Below are 17,307 nucleotides of genomic sequence, written 5' to 3'. Positions count from 1 at the left end.
CGCCACGGCTGATGACATCCCCGCCATATTTTCGGGGAGTTCCGGCCATGAATGTGGCGACCACACCACCGCGCCTTGAATGTTCCGACGAGGAATGGCGCGTCCGCTGTGACCTCGCGGCGCTGTACCGGCTGGTCGCGCATTTCCGCATGACCGACTTCATCTACACCCACATCAGCGCCCGGGTGCCGGGGCCGGAGCATCATTTCCTGATCAACAGGTACGGCGTGCTGTTCGACCGGATGCGGGCCAGCGATCTGGTGAAGATCGACCTGCATGGCAACGTCGTCGAGGATGGTGCGGAGTCGAAGCAGGTCAATGCTGCCGGCTTCACCATCCATTCCGCGCTGCACGTGGCGCGCGAGGATGCCTTCTGCGTGGTGCACACCCACACCGCGGCCGGCATCGCCGTTTCGGCGCAGAAGCACGGATTGCTGCCGATCAGCCAGCATGCGCTGAAATTCTACGACCACCTGGCCTATCACGGCTATGAAGGCGTCGCGCTCGACCTCGACGAGCGGGACCGGCTGGTGGCCGATCTCGGCCAGCACCGCGCCATGATACTGCGCAACCACGGCCTGCTGGTGGCCGGTCGCTCCGTCCCCGAAGCGTTCAACCTGATCTACTACCTGGAGCGCGCCTGCCAGGCGCAGGTCGCGGCGCTGGCCGGTGGCGCAGAGCTGGTGCTGCCGCCGGAGGAGGTGCGGCGCAAGACCGCCGCGCAGTTCAACGGCGATCCGGAAAAGTCGCTGGCGCACAGCGAATGGGCCTGGGCCTCGGCGCTGCAGCTGATCGAGAACAGCAAGCCGGACTGGCGCGCGTGAGCGCCGACCTGCTGATCGCCGGCGGCCGCGTCTTCCGCGGCCTGCGGGCGGGCTTCGCCGAAGCGGTTGCCGTCAAGGATGGCCGCATCCTGGCGGTCGGCAGCGAGGCGGAGGTGGCCGAGGCCGCCGGCCCGGCGACCCGGCGCATCGAGCTGGGCGGGCGGGTGGCCATGCCGGCGCTGAACGAGGCGCACATGCACCTGCTCTCCTACGGGCTGGGGCTGACGCAGGTGAACCTCCGCGCCGAGGAGGTGCGGACGCTGGACGAGGTGCTGCGACGGCTGAAATCCGCCGCCTCGGCCACGCCGAAGGGCCAGTGGATTCTCGGCCGCGGCTACGACCATGGCGAGCTGGACATCCGCCGCCACCCGCTGGCCAGCGAGATTGACGCCGCGGTGCCGGATCACCCGGTGCTGATCGTGCGCACCTGCGGCCACGTGGCGGTGGCCAACAGCGCAGCGATGATCCTGGCGGGGGTCGGCCACAACACCCCCGATCCCGAGGGCGGCGCGATTGAGCGCCGGAATGGCCGGCTGACCGGCCTGTTCCAGGAGCGCGCCATGCGCCTCCTGAAGGACGTCATCCCGCCGCCTTCCGAGGCGCAGATGGTGGACGCCATCGAGGCAGCCGGCCGCAACCTCGCCGCGCTGGGCTTCGCCTCGGCGAGCGACATGAATGTCGGCATGACCGCGGGCCTGGCCGAGATCAGTGCCTATCGCCGTGCCGCCGCCGAGGGGCGTCTGCAACAGCGCATGTGGCAGGTTCTGGCCGGCAACCCCGAGGGCATCGCCGCCGAGGCGTGGGAAGCCGGGCTGCGCCCCAACCTCGCGCGCGGCGCCGCGGCGGAGGAGATGCTGGCCTGGGGCGCGGTGAAGACCTTTGCCGACGGATCGGCCGGCGGGCTCACCGCCGCCTTCTTCGATCCCTATCTGGAATCCGCCGGCGGCGGCACCGGCATCTTCTGTTTTCCCGATGCGGCGCAGCACGAGATGCTGGCCCGCTACCATGCGCAGGGATGGCAGCTCGACATCCACGCCATTGGCGACGCCGCCATCGAGCAGGTGCTGAGCGGCATGGAGCGGGCGGACAGCGCCGAACATCCGATCCAGGGGCGGCGCCACCGCATCGAGCATTGCGGCTTCCTGACGGCGGGGCAGCGCGCGCGCATGCTGAAGCACGGCATCCTTCCTGTTCCGCAGCCATCCTTCATCTGGGAATTCGGCGACCTCTACGTCACCAATCTCGGACGCGAGCGGGCCGAGGCATCCTACCCGATGCGAACCTGGCTGCATGAGGGGCACCATCCGGCCGCCTCCACCGACAGCCCGGTCTGTTCCGTGGACCCGTTCCCCAACCTGTACACCATGGTGACGCGCCGGACCTCGAAGGGCACCGTGCTGGGCGCCGACCAGACGCTGACGGCCGAGGAAGCCGTGCATTGCTACACCTGGTGCGGCGCCTATTCGCAATTCGCGGAAGCGCATCGCGGCACGCTGGAGGCGGGCATGCTGGCCGACATCACGGTCATGTCGACGGACCTTTTCGCCGCCGCGCCGGAGGAGATCCTAAAGACCCGGGCCGATCTGACCTTCCGCGCCGGCCGCGCCATCTTCGACCGGCATGGCGAGGCCGCGGCCCTGGCCGGGGCGGCGGACTGACGCCATGCTGCGCCACGTCGTGCAGCGTCTGCTGCTGACCCTTCCCGTGATGCTCGGCGTGCTGCTGATCGGTTTCCTGCTGATGCAGGTGGTGCCGAACGATCCGGCCATTGTCCGCGCCGGTCCCAGCGCCACCCCCGACGTGGTGGAGGCGCTCCGCCGCGACCTCGGCCTCGACCAGCCGCTCTGGGTGCAGTTCGGCACCTATCTCTGGCGCCTGCTGCAGGGCGACCTCGGGGTTTCGATCATCAACAACGTCGCGGTGACGCAGGAACTCGGCGCCACCATCGGGCCGACGCTGGAGCTGATGTTCGCCTCGCTGTTCTGGTCGATCCCGATCGGCATCGCGCTGGGAACGGTTGCGGCGTATTTCCGCGGCTCCGTGCTGGATCGCTTCGTCACGGCGCTGTCGGTGGCGGGCGGATCGGTGCCGGTGTTCTTCCTCGGATTGATGCTGATCTGGTTCGTCGGCTTCCAGTGGCAGCTGCTGCCCTTCACCGGCCGCGGCGGTCCGCTCTGGACCGTGGAGGGCTGGCAGGCGGTCGCGCTGCCGGCCCTGACCCTGGGCGGCACCTTCATCGCGCCGGTGGCGCGCATGACCCGCACCGCGGTTCTGGAGGTTCTGGGCGCCGAGCATGTGCGAACTGCCCGCGCCAAGGGCCTGAGCGAGCGCGCCGTGGTGCTGCGCCATGCCCTGCGCAACGCAATGATCCCCGTGGTCACGCTGATCGGCCTGCAGATCGGATTTTTGCTGGGTGGCGCGGTGGTGACGGAGACGGTGTTCTCCTGGCCGGGCGTCGGGCGGCTGGCGGTGGGCGCCATCCTGTCCTCCGACTTTCCCATGGCCCAGGGCACCATCATCGTGCTGTCGCTGGGCTTCATCCTGATCAACCTGGTGGTCGACGTGCTGTATGTCGCGCTCGACCCGCGCATGCGGGGAGCGTGAGATGGCCAGCCTGAACTCGGCCGCCGCGGCGGCAGCCACGCCGGTGGCGCCCTCTGCCCCGCGCCGGCCCGGCACGCTGCGGCGGCTGCTGCGCGAGCCGGTGGCGGCCGGTGCCTTCGCCGTCGCCGTGCTGCTGGTGCTGGCGGCGCTGCTCGCCCCCTGGATGGCGCCGACCGATCCGCTCGACAACAATCTCGCCGCCGCCATGTCGGTGCCGGGGACCGAGGGCCTGCCGCTCGGCGCCGACAGCCAGGGACGGGACATGGTGACGCGCATGCTGTTCGGTCTGCGGGTGACGCTGGTGATGGGCCTGTTGTCCGTGCTGCTGGGCGGCGCGGCGGGGGCCGCCATCGGCTTCGCCGCCGCCTTCTACCGCCGCGCCGATGGGCTGCTGATGCGACTGATGGACGTGCTGCTGTCCTTCCCGGCGATCCTGTTCGGGCTGGCCATCGCCGCTATCTTCGGGCCGGGGATCCCGGCCGTGGTGCTGGCGCTGTCCGTGGCGACGGTGCCGCTGATGGCGCGCATCGTGCGCGGCGCGGCGCTGGTGGTGATGCGCATGGACTACATCGAGGCGGCGCGCGCCACCGGCATGAGCGATGCGCGGCTGATCGCCCGACACGTGGCGCCGAACTGCCTGTCGCCGATCTTCGTCTTCGCCACGCTGCGCTTCGGCCAAGTGATCCTGCTGGGCTCCGCGCTGTCCTTTCTCGGCCTCGGCGCGCAGCCGCCGGTGGCGGAGTTGGGCGCGATGGCGGCGGATGGCCGCAACTTCCTGTTCTTCGCACCCCACATCGCCGTGCTGCCCTGCCTGGCGATCTTCGTGGTGGTACTGACCTTCAACCTGCTGGGCGATGCGCTGCGCGATGCGCTGGACCCCCGGCTTCGCGTTTGACCTGCTCGGGAAAGGGCCAAGGATGTTCGAGATGATGAAGCTGCGCCGCCGCACCGCCGCGCTGCTCGCCGGCACCGCGCTGACCCTGGCAGGGCTGCCGGCCGCCGCCCAGATGGCACCGCGCGACACCCTGGTGGTGCTGCGCGAGATCGATGCCGATCGTTATGACCCCGCGCGCACCTCGGCCACGGCGGCGGGCGAGGCGCTGTTCCTGCTGACCGACACGCTGGTGTCGATGGATTGGGACCAGAAGACCGTTCGTCCCGGCCTGGCGGAAAGCTGGACCGTCAGCGAGGATGGGAAGCTCTACACCTTCAAGTTGAAGCAAGGCGTCAAGTTCTGCGACGGCAAGCCGATGACGGCGAAGGATGTGGTCTACACGCTGAACCGCTTCATCGACCCGGCGCTGCGCGGCCCGGTGCGCTGGCGCGCCGGCAAGGTGAAGGAGATCCGCGCCGCCGACGACTTCACCGTGGAATATGAGCTGCAGGAACCGTTCAGCGAATTGCTGACGCAGCTGGCGCAGTATTTCACCGGAATCGTCGACCAGGCGACGGTGGAGAAGCTCGGCGACAATTTCGGGGTACAGGGCTTCAACGGCGTCGGGCCCTATTGCTGGCAGAGCTGGCAGCCGCGGCAGGACATGGTTCTGACCAAGAACCCCGCCTATAACTGGGGCTCCCCGATCTACCAGAACCCGTCGCCACAGGTCGGCCGCATCATCCTGCGCGTGATCCCGGAAGCCAATACGCGGCTCGCCGCCGTGCAGTCCGGCCAGGGTGACGTGACGCAGTGGATCCCGTATTTCGCGCTGGAAGGCCTGAAGCGCATTCCCACCGTGAAGCTGCAGCAGCAGCCGAACTACTTCTACGACAACTTCATGGGCTTCAGGGTGGACAAGCCCGTGATGAACGATCCGGCGGTGCGCCGCGCCATCAACATGGCCGTGGACAAGGCGGCCATCAACAAGGCCGTCTGGTTCGGCGCCGGTGAGGTCGCCGACAGCTACGTCAATCCCAAGGCGCTCGACTACAGTGCCGAGGCGGCGGCGAAGATGCCGAAGCTGGATGTCGAGGGCGCCCGCAAGCTGCTGGACGAGGCCGGCTGGACCATGGGCGGCGACGGCGTGCGCGCGAAGGACGGGCAGCGTGCCAGCTTCCTCGCCTATGCCATCCAGCAGCAATACAACAACGGCATGATGCAAGCGATCCAGGCCGACCTGCGCCGCATCGGCATCGAGATGCGGGTGCAGCTCTGGGACGCCACGGTGGCCTGGGGCAAGCTGGCGACGCAGGAATTCGATGCCTTCATCATCTCCTATCCCTATGCCTCGGCCACTGATGCGCTGGCACTGTACTTCCCCAGCGCCAACCGCCCGACGCCGAACCGCATGAACTGGAACAATCCGGACACTGACCGGCTGATCGACGCCGCCAAGGCCGCCATCGACCCGGCCACCCGCGCCAAGGCGATCGGGGAGGCGCAGATGATCCTGACGGAGCAGAGCCCCTGGCTGCCGCTGATCCGCCAGCCGCTCTGGGTGATGTCCGGCCAGCGGGTCGAGGGGGTCCGGCCCCACGGCATCTATGGCGTCGCGCTCTACAAGGGCCTCGACATCCGTTTGACGCGCTGAGAGAGGGGCAGAACAGCATGGCCACCACCGTGATCCGCGATGCCGACTTGGTCATCGCCTGGGACGCGTCGGCGAAGCAGCACACCTACCTGACGGATGCGGTGCTGGCCTATGAGGATGGGCGCATCACCTTTGTCGGCCGGTCCTATGACGGGCCGGCCGACGAGGTGATCGACGGCAAGGGGCTGATGGTGATGCCCGGCCTCGTCAACATCCACTGCCACCCGTCGTCGGAGCCGATGAACAAGGGGTTGCTCGACGAGATCGGCTCGCCGGGGCTCTATAATTCCTCGCTCTACGAATACATGCCGATCTTCCGCGCCGACGCCGAGGCGGTGCCGCACTGCGTCCGGGTGGCGCTGTCGGAATTGCTGCTGTCCGGCGTCACCACCGTAGCCGACCTGTCCATGGCGCATCCCGGCTGGCTCGACCTGCTGGCCGAGAGCGGGCTGCGCGTCTGCGTCGCGCCCATGTTCCGCTCGGCCCGCTGGTTCACCAAGAACGGCCATGTGGTCGAGTATGAGTGGGACGAGGCGGCCGGCGAGAAGGCGATGGCCGAAGCGCTCAGCCTGATCGAGCGGGCCGAGCAGCATCCTTCCGGCCGGCTGTTCGGCATGGTGGTGCCGGCGCAGATCGACACCTGCTCCGAAACGCTGCTGCGGGACAGCTTCCAGGAAGCCAAGGCGCGCGGGCTGTCGTGGCAGATCCACGCGGCGCAATCCATGGTGGAATTCCACGAGATCACCCGCCGTCACGGCCTGACGCCGATCGGCTGGCTGGACAGTCAGGGACTGCTGTCCGAGCGCTCGATCATCGGTCACGGCATCTTCCTCGACGACCATCCCAGCACGCATTGGCACACGGAGAACGACCTGGATCGCCTGGCGGACACCGGCACCACCGTCGCGCACTGCCCCACCGTGTTCGCGCGGCGCGGCATCTCGATGCGGCATTTCGGCCGCTACCGGAAGCGCGGGGTCAATATGGGCATCGGCACCGACACCTATCCGCACAACATGCTCGATGAACTGCGCCTGGTGTCCTACATCGCGCGCACCCAGTCGGAAGACCCGCGCAGCCTGACCTCGACCGACCTGTTCGACTCCGCCACGGTGGGCGGCGCCCAGGCGCTGGGCCGCGACGACATCGGCCGGCTCGCGCCCGGCTGCCGCGCCGACTTCGTGCTGGTGGACGTGACGCATCCGATGATGCGCCCCTCCCGCGATCCGATGCGATCGCTGCTTTATGCCGCCGGCGACCGCGCCATCCGCGCCGTCCACGTGGAGGGCGAGGCGGTGGTGCGCGACGGCCGCGTGCTGACCATGGATTACCCGGCCGCCGCGGCGGCGCTGGACGAGGCGCAGAAGCGCGTCCTCGACCGCGCACCGCGGCAGGACTGGGCGCATCGCCCGGTGGAGAAAATCGCGCCGCCGACCTTCCGGTGGGCCTGATGAACGATTCAGAATTGCTGCGGATCGAGGGGCTGCGCACCACCTTCCAGACCTCCGCCGGGCTGGTGCGGGCGGTGGACGGCATCGATCTCTCGGTGAAGCGCGGCCGGACGCTGGGCATCGTTGGCGAGAGCGGCTGCGGCAAGTCGATGCTGTCGCTGTCCATCATGCGGCTGGTGCCGCCGCCCGGCCGCATCAGCGATGGCCGCGTGCTGCTGGAAGGGCGTGACCTGCTGACGCTGTCCAATGCCGAGATGCGGCAGGTGCGCGGCGGCCAGATCGCCATGATCTTCCAGGAGCCGATGACCTCGCTCAACCCCGTGCACACGGTGGGCAAGCAGATCACCGAGGCGATGCGGGTGCATTCCCCGAAATCCAGCCCGTCCCAACTGCGCGACGAGGCCATCGCCGCGCTGAAGCGGGTCCGCATCCCCGCGCCGGAGCGGCGCTTCGACGAGTATCCGCACCAGCTTTCCGGCGGAATGCGGCAGCGGGTGATGATCGCCATGGCGCTGGCCTGCCGACCGCGCCTGCTGATCGCCGACGAGCCGACCACGGCGCTCGACGTCACCGTGCAGGCGCAGATCCTCGACCTGCTGCGGGAGCTGCAGGCCGAGACGGGCATGTCGATCATCCTGATCACCCACGATCTCGGCGTGGTGGCCGAGATGGCGGACGAGGTCGCGGTGCTCTACGCCGGCAAGGTCGCGGAACGGGCTCCGGCCCGCGCCCTGTTCGAGGACCCGCAGCATCCCTACACGCTGGGCCTGCTCGGCTCCGTGCCGCGCCTTGACGAGGAGCGGGACCGGCTGCTGGCGATCGATGGCACGGTGCCCCCGCCCTTCGCCTTTCCGGCTGGCTGCCGCTTCCACCCGCGCTGCCCCTTCAGCATCGGTCCCTGCACCAGCGGCCAGCCGCCGCTGCGCGAGCTGGCGCCCGGCCACGAGGCGGCATGCATCCGCGCCCCCGTTGAAGCCTCCCTGGCGCTGGAGGACGCCGCATGAGCGCCCTGCTGGAAGTGAACGGATTGGCGCGGCACTATCCGGTGAAGAAGGGCGTTCTGCTGCAGAAGCAGGTCGGCACGGTGCGTGCCGTGGACGGCGTGTCCTTCGCCGTGAACCGTGGCGAAACGCTGGCACTGGTCGGGGAGTCCGGCTGCGGCAAATCCACCACCGCGCGGCTGGTGCTGCGGCTGATCGAGCCCTCGGCCGGAAGCATCCGGTTCGACGGGCAGGATGTCACGCGGGTGGACGGCGCCGCGATGCGCAGCCTGCGCCGGCGCATCCAGATCGTGTTCCAGGACCCCTATGCCAGCCTCAATCCCCGGCTGACGGTAGGCGACGCCATCGCCGAGCCGATGCAGGTGCACAACATCGGCAACGCGGCCTCGCGCCGCGCCAAGGTGCAGGAATTGCTGCGCCTGGTCGGTTTGGCGCCATTCCATGCGGAGCGTTACCCGCATGAATTCTCCGGCGGGCAGCGGCAGCGCATCGGCATCGCCCGTGCCCTGTCGGTGGAACCGGATCTCGTGGTCTGCGATGAGCCGGTTTCCGCGCTCGACGTTTCGATCCAGGCCCAGGTGGTGAACCTGATGAAGGATCTGCAGGCGCGGCTCGGCCTGTCCTACCTGTTCATCGCGCACGACCTCGCCGTGGTGAAGCACATGGCCGATCGCGTGGCGGTGATGTATCTGGGCCGCATCATGGAGATCGGCGACAAGCGCTCGCTGTTCCGCGACCCGCGCCATCCCTACACGCGGGCCCTGCTGTCGGCGATCCCGCATCCCGACCCGTCGCGCCGCGGCAAGGTGGTGCCGCTCGGCGGAGACGTGCCGAGCCCGATGAACATCCCGCCCGGCTGCCGCTTCCACACGCGCTGTCCCTTCGCGCAGGAGCGGTGCCGGCAGGAAGAGCCGGCCCTGCGCGACATCGTGCCAAGCCATGCCGCCGCCTGCCATTTCGCGGAAAGCCTGCCGGATCCCGGCCTCAACTACGCGGGCGGTCTCAGCGAGGCCGCGTCGCGCCGGTTGGCGCTGTTTGCCTCGGCGCGGCAACGCGCCGCCTGAGGCGCCTCAGGCGGCGCGCCTCAGGGCGGCGGATCGTCCGGCGGCCCTGCCAAGTCCTGGATGCGGGCGAGGAGCTGCCGCACGGGGAAGGGCTTGTCGAACACCTCGTTGAACAGGCTGGGGTGTTCCCGGGCGATCGAGCCCTGGGCTCCGCTCAGCAGGATGATCGGCAGGTGCTGCCAGTGGGCATTGCCGCGGATCGCCCTGGCAAGCTCCAGGCCGTTCATCAGCGGCATCATGAAATCGGTGACCACCAGCGCAGGGGTTTCCTGCGCCAGGACTTCCAGCGCCTTGCGACCATGATAGGCCTGGGTGACGCGGTAGCCCTGATCTTCCAGCGCATTGGCCAGAAGGTCCGATATCAGGAACTCGTCGTCGACCACCAGGATTGTTGTCATTTGGCGCCGTGCCTTCCCTTGTCCTGTTCTGTTTCAAACAGGATCGTCGTTCGGCACGGAAAAGGATGGCGTGAAGGCCCTGCCCAGCAACCGGTTATAGATGCGGATGCCGTGATCCGTGATCTCGAAATCATGCAGCACCGGGTCGAAGGCGCTGTCGCGCACCTTCACCACCGAGAAGACGCGATGGATGCGGCCATCACGCTCCACCAGGCGCATCAGCACGATGTTGTCGGCGATGCTGAGGGTGTCCGGGCTCGACAGGTGGGGTGTCGTATCGAACAGGTCGCCCATCTCCAGCGTTGCCAAGGTGGTAACGCCCCGCGCCCGCAACTCGTTGAACAGCACCGACAGGAAAGCACCGAAGCGGCGCGGGGTGGTGATGCTGTTCTCAAGGGCCTGGAGCCCGTCGAGGAAGAGGCGCTTGATGCCACGCTTCTCCACAATGGCCAGCAGGTCGATGGCAACTGCGTCCACCAGCCGCTCCACCGGGGACCGCCATTCGATCCACAACGAGCCCTGGGCCCGCAGGCCGCTCAGGTCCCGCCCCAGGGCGGAGGCCTTGAGCTGCAGCCGCTGCGGCGATTCGTAGAAGCCAAAATGCAGCGCGGGTTCGGGCGAGTCTGGCGTCAGGTAATGCAGCCCCCAGGACGTCTTGCCGACGCCGGAGGGGCCGATCAGCAGCGTGGTCGATCCGCTCGGCAGCCCGCCTCCCAGCAGGCGATCGACCTCCGCGATGCCGCTGCTGGTGCGCTCGGACGTCGGATCGTCCGCCGGATACGTGGCGCCGGAGACGGATTCGAGGCGCGGATAGGTCACCAGGCCAGCCTGCCGGATCTCGTATTGGTGCAGGCCGGACAAGGCCGAGCTGCCGCGGGACTTGCGCACCCGCAGCCGGCGGATGCTGCGCACGCCGAGCTCTTCTTCCCGCAGCTCGATGATGCCATCCACCATGGTGTATTCGGGGCTGCTCTCCTCGAAGCGCGCGCTGGTCAGCAGCAGGGCGGTGCAATTGGTGAAAACCGCGTTGCTCTGCAGTTCGGCAATGAATTTCTTCATGTCGAACGCCGACGCGGCCTTTTCCCGGGCGTTCAGCAGGCCGTCGAGCACCAGCAGGGTGGCTCCCTGCCGGGGAATCTCCCGGCGCAGCAGGCGGATCACGCCGTCGAGGCCTTCATTGTCCATGATGCTGAAGGCGCTGACATAGTTGATCCGCTGGCCGAGCCGCGGCGGATCAAAGAAATTCAGCGTGGAGAGAAAGGCGAAAAGCCGCTCATGGGATTCTGCCAGCAGCGTGACATACAGAACAGTGTCGCCCTGGCTCGCCCGGTGAAAGGCGATCTGGTTGCCCAGGATGGTCTTCCCCGACCCCGGATGACCATGGATGATATAGGTGCTGTCAGCCACAAAGCCGCCGCCCATGATCTGGTCCAGGCCTTCAATGCCGCTGGTGAAGCGTTGCAAGGTCTGAGGCACGGCTCTCCTTTGCTCCCGGCTGATCCGGGATGGTCGGTCGCGGAACTGGAGGCGCCAGCGGCGCTTACAGCACCGATAGATCAAACCACACGGGAGGTGAACGTGGCCCGCTGTTGAAACCCGTCACGCGACGTTCCGTTGCGATCCCTCCTCATCGGCATCCAGCATGGACAGCACGGCCGCGGCGGCGGCCTCGCTGGGCAGCAGGCCATCCGGCCGCAGGCGCTGCATCACCGCCGCGAAGCCGGCGCGCTGGCGGGCACTGGCCTCGTGGTCGGTCAGCAGGCGCACCAGCTCGGCCGACAGCGCCTCCGGCGTGCAGCGCTCCTGCAGGTATTCCGGGATCACGGCGGCATCGGCCAGAAGGTTGACGATGCTGACGAACCGGACCTGGATCAGCCGCCGCGCAATGGCGGCGGAGATGGGGTTGACCTTGTAGCCGACCACCATCGGCACGCCGGCCAGCGCAACTTCCAGGGAGGATGTGCCAGATTTAATCAGCCCCGCGCCGTGGCTTTCGCGTGCCGCGGCGAAGGCGTCGTATTTCTCGGCCACATCCCGCACCAGGATCGGCGCGGGATGCCAGCTTGCGGCCATGGCACGCACGCTGTCCTCCACCGGGCCGGCCAGCGGCAGCACCGGGCGCAGGCCAGGCAGCTGCGCCTCCGCCCGGCGCAGCGCCTCGCCGAAGGCGGGCAACAATCGGCCGACCTCGCTGCGGCGGCTGCCCGGCATCACCAGCACCACGCGCTCCCCCGACGTCAGGCCGTGCCGGGCGCGGAAGCGCGCGGCGTTTCCCTGGTCCGCGCCGGATTCCAGGATGGAATGCCCGACAAAGCTGACCGGAATGCCCGCCCGCTCGAAGAACGGGGCCTCGAATGGCAGCAGGGCCAGGATGCGGTCGGCCTGGCGAGCGATTTTGCGGGCCCGGCCGGGGCGCCAGGCCCAGACCTGCGGCGCCACGTAATGCACCACGCGGAAGCCCTGCGCCTTGGCGCGTGCCGCCACCCGCAGGGTGAAACCAGGGCTGTCGATCGTCACCACCAGCGCCGGCTGGCGGGCAGCGATGTCGGCGCCGGTCTCGTTCAGCCGGCCTGCCAGGCGGCGGAGGTTGGGCAGCACTTCCAGGAAGCCCATCAACGCCAGCTCGCGCATCGGGAACAGGCTGCGGAAACCCTGCTCGGCCATGCGGTCGCCACCCACGCCGGCGAAACGCAGGTCAGGACGGCGGCGGCGCAGCGCGGCGATCAGCCGGGCGCCCAGCATGTCGCCGGACGCCTCGCCGGCGACGAGATACAACAGCGTCATGCGAAGCGGGCCGGAGCGGCGGCGGGAAAGGGGATACGCGGCCAGTCGCGGTGGTTGAACACGGCCGGATCGCGGCGCACGGCCTCGATGCGGGCCGGATCCAGGTCGGCCAGCAGCCAGTCCGGCGCGTCCATGGCGCCCCGGGCGATCACGCCATCATCCGGAAAGCCGCGATCCACCGGGCCGAACACGGCGGCATGGCCGCGGTTGCGGTCCAGCGCGGCGGACCAGTCGGCGTCGCCCACGGTCGGCACCACGGCGACGAAGCACTGGTTCTCCAGCGCGCGGGCGGCGGACGAGAGCCGCACGCGATTGAAGCCATGCAGCGTATCGGTGCAGGACGGCACCAGCACCAGCCAGGCACCGGCTTCCACCTGGGCACGCACATGGGCGGGAAACTCGCTGTCGTAGCAGACCGAGATGCCGATGCGCCCCCAGGGCGTCTCGAACACCGAGGGTGGTGCGCCGGACGAGACGCCCCAGCGTTCCGCCTCGAAGCGGGTCATGAAGTGCTTGTCCTGGAAGGCGCAGCGCCCGGACGGATCGATCAGCGGCGCGCGGTTCCGGATCAGCCCGTCCGGATCGCGCATCGGCAGGGTGCCCGGCAGCAACCAGAGGCCGGAGCGCCGCGCGGCGGCCCGCATGGCATCCAGGATCTGCGGCGCCGCTCCCACCATGGCCGTCAGCTCCTCCGCCTCGGTGGCGGGGGACTGGCCGACCAGGGCCGAACCCAGCTCGACGCAGGCATATTCCGGCAGCACGGCCAGCTGCGCGCCGTGCTGCCGGGCGACGGTGAGTTCCCGGTCCAGCCGCGCCGCCCAGGCGGCGACACTGGCGGGCCGCTCCACGCGATAGGGCAGAAGGCCAAGGCGCAGCGTCGTCATGGTGCCTCTCCGCCGGTCAGAGCCTTCCGCCAAAAGCCGAGCCGGTGCGGGATGTCCGCGGTGCCGCCGGGCTCGCGCCAGGACAGGGTGCAAGCCAGGCCGGGGCAGCTTTCATAGCCGCGGCGCCGCCAGAAGCCGTCCAGCGGCGTGTAGCCGGCCGGGCGGCGCGGGTCGTCGGCGGCGCGCTGCACGGCACAGAACGTGGCGAACCGCGCCCCGAGCAATCGGGCATGCGCTTCCCGCAGTTCAAAGAAGCGCACTCCGGCACCCTGACCACGGTAACCGGGCAGTAGAACGCTTTCACCGAAATAACAGTATTGCGCGGGATCGAGGCCGGCCGCGGTGAAGCTGCCGCGCACCTCCGCATGGGTCTCCGCCATCGGCTCGCAGGTGGCCGCGCCAACCGGCGTGTCGCCGTCGCGGCACAGGATCACCGCGGCACCTGGTGCCTCGGCATAGGCGCGCAGATATTCCGCCTCATGGGCCTCGTCGCCCTGGTAGAGGTAGGGCCATTCGCGGAACACCGCGATGCGCAGACGGGCCAGGGCCGGCAGCACCGGATGTACCGCCGGACCGCGCAGGGTTTCGAAATGGAGTGGGTCCTTCGCCATGCAGCCGGGATAGAACAGATGCCCGGGCGAGACGAGGGGTCTGTGCAGGCCCGCACCCCGCAGCGGCGCCGCTCGCCGCGCAACAGCGGCGGCGGGGAGGGGCCGACCGGTGATCCGCACAACCGGGTGCCGCTATTCCGCGTACATCATCTTCCGCGTCATGCCGCCATCGGAGACGAATTCGGCGCCAGTGATGAAGCCGGCCTCGCGGCCGACCAGCCAGGCGACCAGAGCGGCGATGTCTCCGGCCTGGCCAACGCGGCCGGCCGGGTGCTGCGCATGGTCCTCAGGGCGCAGCGGCTCGCCGGCCACGTCGATCCAGCCCGGGCTGACGCAATTGGCGCGGATCTCCGGCCCCAGGCTGACCGCCAGCGCGTGGGTCAATGCCAGGATGCCGCCCTTGCTGGCCGAGTAGGATTCGGTGTCCGGTTCCGACATGTGCGCGCGGGTGGAGGCGATGGTGACGATGCTGCCATGGGCCGCCCGCAGCAGCGGCGCCGCCGCTCGGGCCAGCAGGAAGGCGCTGGTGAGATTGGTGCCGAGCACCTTGTTCCATTCGCCAAGCGTCAGCTCGGTGACCGGCTTGCGCACCATGATGCCGGCATTGCAGACCAGGGCGTCCAAGCGGGCTTCCTGCGCGGCCACGCCGTCCACCAGGGCCGCCACGGCAGCCTCGTCTGCGACGTCGGCGATGGCATGCCGGGTGCCGGCCTCGCCTGGATTGAGGTCGGCGGTCACGACGCGCCAGCCATCCTGCCGGAGCCGGCGGGCGATGCCGGCGCCGATGCCATGCGCGCCACCGGAAACCAGCGCAACGGGGGATTGATCCTGCATGATCCCCCAACGTCCGGCGAGGTTCCGGGTTGAGGCGCTACATCACCGGGCCGGTGCGGGCGACATCGGTGAAGATGTCTCGAACTGCATCAGTCAGGCCACGATTCAGCGGCTCGCTGTCGGCCACGGCGTCGATGCGCGACTGCGCCCGCTCCAGCTCGCCCGTGGCGAGCAGCAGCGGCAGCAATCCGGCGGCCCGGGTCAGCCCGATCAGCAGCACGTCGTGCGGAACGGGGGGCGTGTCCTCGAAGATCACCGCCATGATGCGGGCCTTCACCTCCCGCTCCTCCTTGTCGGAGATCACCGGATAACGGCGCTCGGCGAAGAACCACAGGAAGCGGCCTTCCTCGAGCTTCAGGATGCCGCGCTCCACCAGCCTGTCGAAGTAATGGTCGCGCAGGCGGTCGGCCTCGCCGCCCAACGACTCGATCCACCAGCGCGTGCCCTGCGGCTCGGTTCCGGCACCGAGCCGGGCGAGCACGTTGTCCATGGCGGCGTCGCCGGTGGGGGACGAGTCCAGCACCGCGACGGTGTCACTGCCAGCCTGGATGCGGCCCTGCAGCTGCAGCTCCGCCAGGATGGCAGCCACCAGGGCGTAGTCGCCGGACGGCGCGGCGCGGTCGATCAGCCGCCCCGTCTCGTCGTCGAGCGTCAGGAGCAGCAGCTCCTCCGGCAGGGTCAGCGGCATCGGGCGGGTCCTTGTTCGATTCCGCCGAGGGAACGCGCGGTGGTGCGCCGCGTCAATCTCCGCCGGATGCTGCTCGCTCCGGCGTGAACACCGTGGGGACGGCGGCGGCGCAAAAGGCGGCGATGCCGTCCTCGATCACGGCGCGCGGCAGGTCGCGCAGGATGAACACCAGCACGGATTGCCGCGGCACCTCCGCGGGCCAGGCCGGCAACAGGGTAGGGGCGTGCCAGACGCTTTGCACGCCGTGGATCGCCACCGGCCGTTCCTGGCCTTGCAGGTCGAGGATACCCTTCACCCGCAGCACCGCGTCGCTCCGGGTCGCCGCCAGCATCTCGAGCCAGGTGGCGAGGCCATCCCAGGGCAACGGCGTGTCGAAGCGCAGCGCGAAGGCGTGGATGCGCGAATCATGCCGGTTGGGATCATGGCCGTGCCGGTGGCCCTGATCTCCGTGCGCGTGGCCATGGTGGTGATCGCCCTGATCATGTCCGACCGCCGCCTCCGCCAGCCAGTCGCGCAGCACCGCCGCCCGCTGCGGCACTGCCGCCGGGCCGAGACCGGTGATCGACACCGGCGCCGCATCCAGGATGCGCGGCACCACCGTCGGATTGATCCCGCGCAGCCGGGCTCGCAGAGCTTGCAGCGCCGCCGGATCGGCGAGGTCGGCCTTGCTGACCAGCAGCCGGTCGGCAACGGCCACCTGCCGCACCGCCTCGGGCTGCCGGTCCAGCGTCGCCTGGCCATTCACCGCGTCGATCACCGTCACCACCCCGTCGAGGATGAAGTGGCGGGCCGTGGCGGGATCAGCCATCAGCGTCTGCAGGATCGGCAGCGGATCGGCGAGGCCGGTGGTTTCGATCACGACGCGCCGCAGCGCCTGCCCGTCGCGCACGCGCCGGGCGATGCCTTCCAGCGCGCGCGCCAGGTCACCGCGGATGGTGCAGCACAGGCACCCGGCCTGCAGCAGCACCGCTTCCTCGTCGAGCGATTCCACCAGCAGGTGGTCGAGGCCGATCTCGCCGAATTCGTTGACCAGCACGGCGGTGCCTTCCATCCCCAGCTGCCGCAGCAGGCGGTTCAGCAGGGTGGTCTTGCCGGCACCGAGGAAGCCGGTCAGCAGGGTGACCGGCAGCGGCGCCTTTGGCCCGGCCCCGCTGTTGAGGCTGTCACCGGCCATAGAGCACCTCCAGATCGACCTCGGGGGCGATGATGGCGGTCACGGTGCCATCGCGCAGCGCCTGGAAGAAGCAGGAGCGGCGGCCCGTGTGGCAGGCCACCCCCTGCTGCTCCACCAGCGCCAGCAGGGTGTCCCCGTCGCAGTCGAGCCGCAGATCCGTCCAGTGCTGCACCTGGCCGGAGGTTTCGCCCTTGCGCCACAGGGCATTGCGCGACCGCGAGAAATACACCACCCGCCCGGTGGCGAGGGTTTCCTCCAGCGCCTCGGCGTTCATCCAGGCCATCATCAGCACCTCGCCGCCCGTGGCGGCCTGGGCAATGACGGGGAGCAGCCCGTGCTCGTTGAAACGCGCCGCGGCCAGGAAGCGGGCGCGGGCGGCGGAATCGGTGACCGGCATGGGGCGGCTCCTCAAGTCAGGGTTCTGTTACTATATAACCCGAACAGGATGGCAAGGAGAGCGGG

Annotated in this window: 17 protein-coding genes; 8 read left to right on the top strand and 9 right to left on the bottom strand. The window is 69.2% G+C overall.

Annotated features, from left to right (window positions below; genetic code table 11):
* The first annotated feature begins 47 nt into the window (after positions 1–47).
* Genes D2K64_RS10420 through D2K64_RS10385 form a run of 8 tightly spaced genes read left to right on the top strand, consistent with a single transcriptional unit; the run spans position 48 to position 9,472 of the window.
* On the top strand, positions 48–824 hold the full coding sequence (locus D2K64_RS10420) for a class II aldolase/adducin family protein (protein WP_120008284.1): 777 nt from the start codon (positions 48–50) through the stop codon (positions 822–824).
* Complete coding sequence (locus D2K64_RS10415) at positions 821–2,482, top strand: amidohydrolase (protein ID WP_120008283.1); 1,662 nt, start codon at positions 821–823, stop codon at positions 2,480–2,482. The genes D2K64_RS10420 and D2K64_RS10415 overlap by 4 nt, the downstream gene beginning before the upstream one ends.
* 4 nt (positions 2,483–2,486) lie before the next feature.
* The gene (locus D2K64_RS10410; protein WP_120008282.1) at positions 2,487–3,428 is read left to right on the top strand and encodes an ABC transporter permease; all 942 of its coding nucleotides are present in this window, start codon (positions 2,487–2,489) and stop codon (positions 3,426–3,428) included.
* A 1-nt stretch (position 3,429) separates the two neighbouring features.
* Entirely contained in the window at positions 3,430–4,323 is an 894-nt protein-coding gene (locus D2K64_RS10405; RefSeq protein ID WP_120008281.1) for an ABC transporter permease, read from the top strand.
* Positions 4,324–4,354: 31 nt separating this feature from the next.
* Positions 4,355–5,956 carry an ABC transporter substrate-binding protein gene (locus D2K64_RS10400; protein ID WP_238384118.1) on the top strand — a complete coding sequence of 534 codons (1,602 nt, stop codon included), beginning with the start codon at positions 4,355–4,357 and terminating at the stop codon, positions 5,954–5,956.
* Between the two features lie 17 nt (positions 5,957–5,973).
* Positions 5,974–7,407, top strand: a complete 1,434-nt coding sequence (locus D2K64_RS10395) for an amidohydrolase family protein (RefSeq protein WP_120008280.1) — start codon at positions 5,974–5,976, stop codon at positions 7,405–7,407.
* Positions 7,407–8,411, top strand: a complete 1,005-nt coding sequence (locus tag D2K64_RS10390) for an ABC transporter ATP-binding protein (RefSeq protein WP_120008337.1) — start codon at positions 7,407–7,409, stop codon at positions 8,409–8,411. Before D2K64_RS10395 ends, D2K64_RS10390 begins: the two co-directional genes overlap by 1 nt.
* Positions 8,408–9,472, top strand: a complete 1,065-nt coding sequence (locus D2K64_RS10385; RefSeq protein WP_120008279.1) for an ABC transporter ATP-binding protein — start codon at positions 8,408–8,410, stop codon at positions 9,470–9,472. Before D2K64_RS10390 ends, D2K64_RS10385 begins: the two co-directional genes overlap by 4 nt.
* A 20-nt stretch (positions 9,473–9,492) precedes the next feature.
* Here the strand turns inward: D2K64_RS10385 and D2K64_RS10380 are convergent, their stop codons facing one another.
* The 9 genes from D2K64_RS10380 to hisI form a co-directional block, all read right to left on the bottom strand.
* A complete protein-coding gene (locus D2K64_RS10380) occupies positions 9,493–9,870 on the bottom strand; it encodes a response regulator (RefSeq protein WP_120008278.1) in 378 nt (125 codons plus the stop codon).
* A gap of 33 nt (positions 9,871–9,903) precedes the next feature.
* The gene (locus tag D2K64_RS10375; protein WP_202910619.1) at positions 9,904–11,346 is read right to left on the bottom strand and encodes an RAD55 family ATPase; all 1,443 of its coding nucleotides are present in this window, start codon (positions 11,344–11,346) and stop codon (positions 9,904–9,906) included.
* Positions 11,347–11,469: 123 nt separating this feature from the next.
* Positions 11,470–12,654 (bottom strand): lipid-A-disaccharide synthase, encoded by a 1,185-nt coding sequence (lpxB, locus tag D2K64_RS10370; RefSeq protein ID WP_120008277.1) that lies wholly within the window; start codon positions 12,652–12,654, stop codon positions 11,470–11,472.
* The gene (locus D2K64_RS10365) at positions 12,651–13,538 is read right to left on the bottom strand and encodes a carbon-nitrogen hydrolase family protein (RefSeq protein ID WP_120008276.1); all 888 of its coding nucleotides are present in this window, start codon (positions 13,536–13,538) and stop codon (positions 12,651–12,653) included. The genes lpxB and D2K64_RS10365 overlap by 4 nt, the downstream gene beginning before the upstream one ends.
* Complete coding sequence (locus D2K64_RS10360) at positions 13,535–14,149, bottom strand: GNAT family N-acetyltransferase (protein WP_120008275.1); 615 nt, start codon at positions 14,147–14,149, stop codon at positions 13,535–13,537. Before D2K64_RS10360 ends, D2K64_RS10365 begins: the two co-directional genes overlap by 4 nt.
* Positions 14,150–14,281: 132 nt before the next feature.
* Positions 14,282–14,983, bottom strand: coding sequence for an SDR family oxidoreductase (locus D2K64_RS10355; RefSeq protein ID WP_120008274.1), 702 nt, complete (start codon positions 14,981–14,983; stop codon positions 14,282–14,284).
* A 37-nt stretch (positions 14,984–15,020) separates the two neighbouring features.
* Positions 15,021–15,671: a GOLPH3/VPS74 family protein gene (locus tag D2K64_RS10350; RefSeq protein WP_120008273.1), complete on the bottom strand. Its 651-nt coding sequence runs from the start codon at positions 15,669–15,671 to the stop codon at positions 15,021–15,023.
* A 52-nt stretch (positions 15,672–15,723) separates the two neighbouring features.
* Positions 15,724–16,845 (bottom strand): CobW family GTP-binding protein, encoded by a 1,122-nt coding sequence (locus D2K64_RS10345; RefSeq protein WP_120008272.1) that lies wholly within the window; start codon positions 16,843–16,845, stop codon positions 15,724–15,726.
* Entirely contained in the window at positions 16,835–17,242 is a 408-nt protein-coding gene (gene hisI / locus D2K64_RS10340; protein WP_120008271.1) for a phosphoribosyl-AMP cyclohydrolase, read from the bottom strand. The genes D2K64_RS10345 and hisI overlap by 11 nt, the downstream gene beginning before the upstream one ends.
* Between the last annotated feature and the right edge of the window lie 65 nt (positions 17,243–17,307).

Source organism: Teichococcus vastitatis (assembly GCF_003604215.1).
GTDB classification, from domain to species: Bacteria; Pseudomonadota; Alphaproteobacteria; order Acetobacterales; family Acetobacteraceae; genus Pseudoroseomonas; species Pseudoroseomonas vastitatis.
Note: the sequence above shows the minus strand (reverse complement) of the source record. Positions and strands in the feature narration are given on the sequence as shown.

Coding starts and splice junctions, on each gene's coding strand:
- D2K64_RS10345 (WP_120008272.1), bottom strand. CDS start 16,845: ATGGCCGGTGACAGCCTCAACAGCGGGGCCGGGCCAAAGGCGCCGCTG.
- hisI (WP_120008271.1), bottom strand. CDS start 17,242: ATGCCGGTCACCGATTCCGCCGCCCGCGCCCGCTTCCTGGCCGCGGCG.
- D2K64_RS10420 (WP_120008284.1), top strand. CDS start 48: ATGAATGTGGCGACCACACCACCGCGCCTTGAATGTTCCGACGAGGAA.
- D2K64_RS10410 (WP_120008282.1), top strand. CDS start 2,487: ATGCTGCGCCACGTCGTGCAGCGTCTGCTGCTGACCCTTCCCGTGATG.
- D2K64_RS10400 (WP_238384118.1), top strand. CDS start 4,355: ATGATGAAGCTGCGCCGCCGCACCGCCGCGCTGCTCGCCGGCACCGCG.
- D2K64_RS10360 (WP_120008275.1), bottom strand. CDS start 14,149: ATGGCGAAGGACCCACTCCATTTCGAAACCCTGCGCGGTCCGGCGGTA.
- D2K64_RS10390 (WP_120008337.1), top strand. CDS start 7,407: ATGAACGATTCAGAATTGCTGCGGATCGAGGGGCTGCGCACCACCTTC.
- lpxB (WP_120008277.1), bottom strand. CDS start 12,654: ATGACGCTGTTGTATCTCGTCGCCGGCGAGGCGTCCGGCGACATGCTG.
- D2K64_RS10355 (WP_120008274.1), bottom strand. CDS start 14,983: ATGCAGGATCAATCCCCCGTTGCGCTGGTTTCCGGTGGCGCGCATGGC.
- D2K64_RS10385 (WP_120008279.1), top strand. CDS start 8,408: ATGAGCGCCCTGCTGGAAGTGAACGGATTGGCGCGGCACTATCCGGTG.
- D2K64_RS10395 (WP_120008280.1), top strand. CDS start 5,974: ATGGCCACCACCGTGATCCGCGATGCCGACTTGGTCATCGCCTGGGAC.
- D2K64_RS10365 (WP_120008276.1), bottom strand. CDS start 13,538: ATGACGACGCTGCGCCTTGGCCTTCTGCCCTATCGCGTGGAGCGGCCC.
- D2K64_RS10405 (WP_120008281.1), top strand. CDS start 3,430: ATGGCCAGCCTGAACTCGGCCGCCGCGGCGGCAGCCACGCCGGTGGCG.
- D2K64_RS10380 (WP_120008278.1), bottom strand. CDS start 9,870: ATGACAACAATCCTGGTGGTCGACGACGAGTTCCTGATATCGGACCTT.
- D2K64_RS10350 (WP_120008273.1), bottom strand. CDS start 15,671: ATGCCGCTGACCCTGCCGGAGGAGCTGCTGCTCCTGACGCTCGACGAC.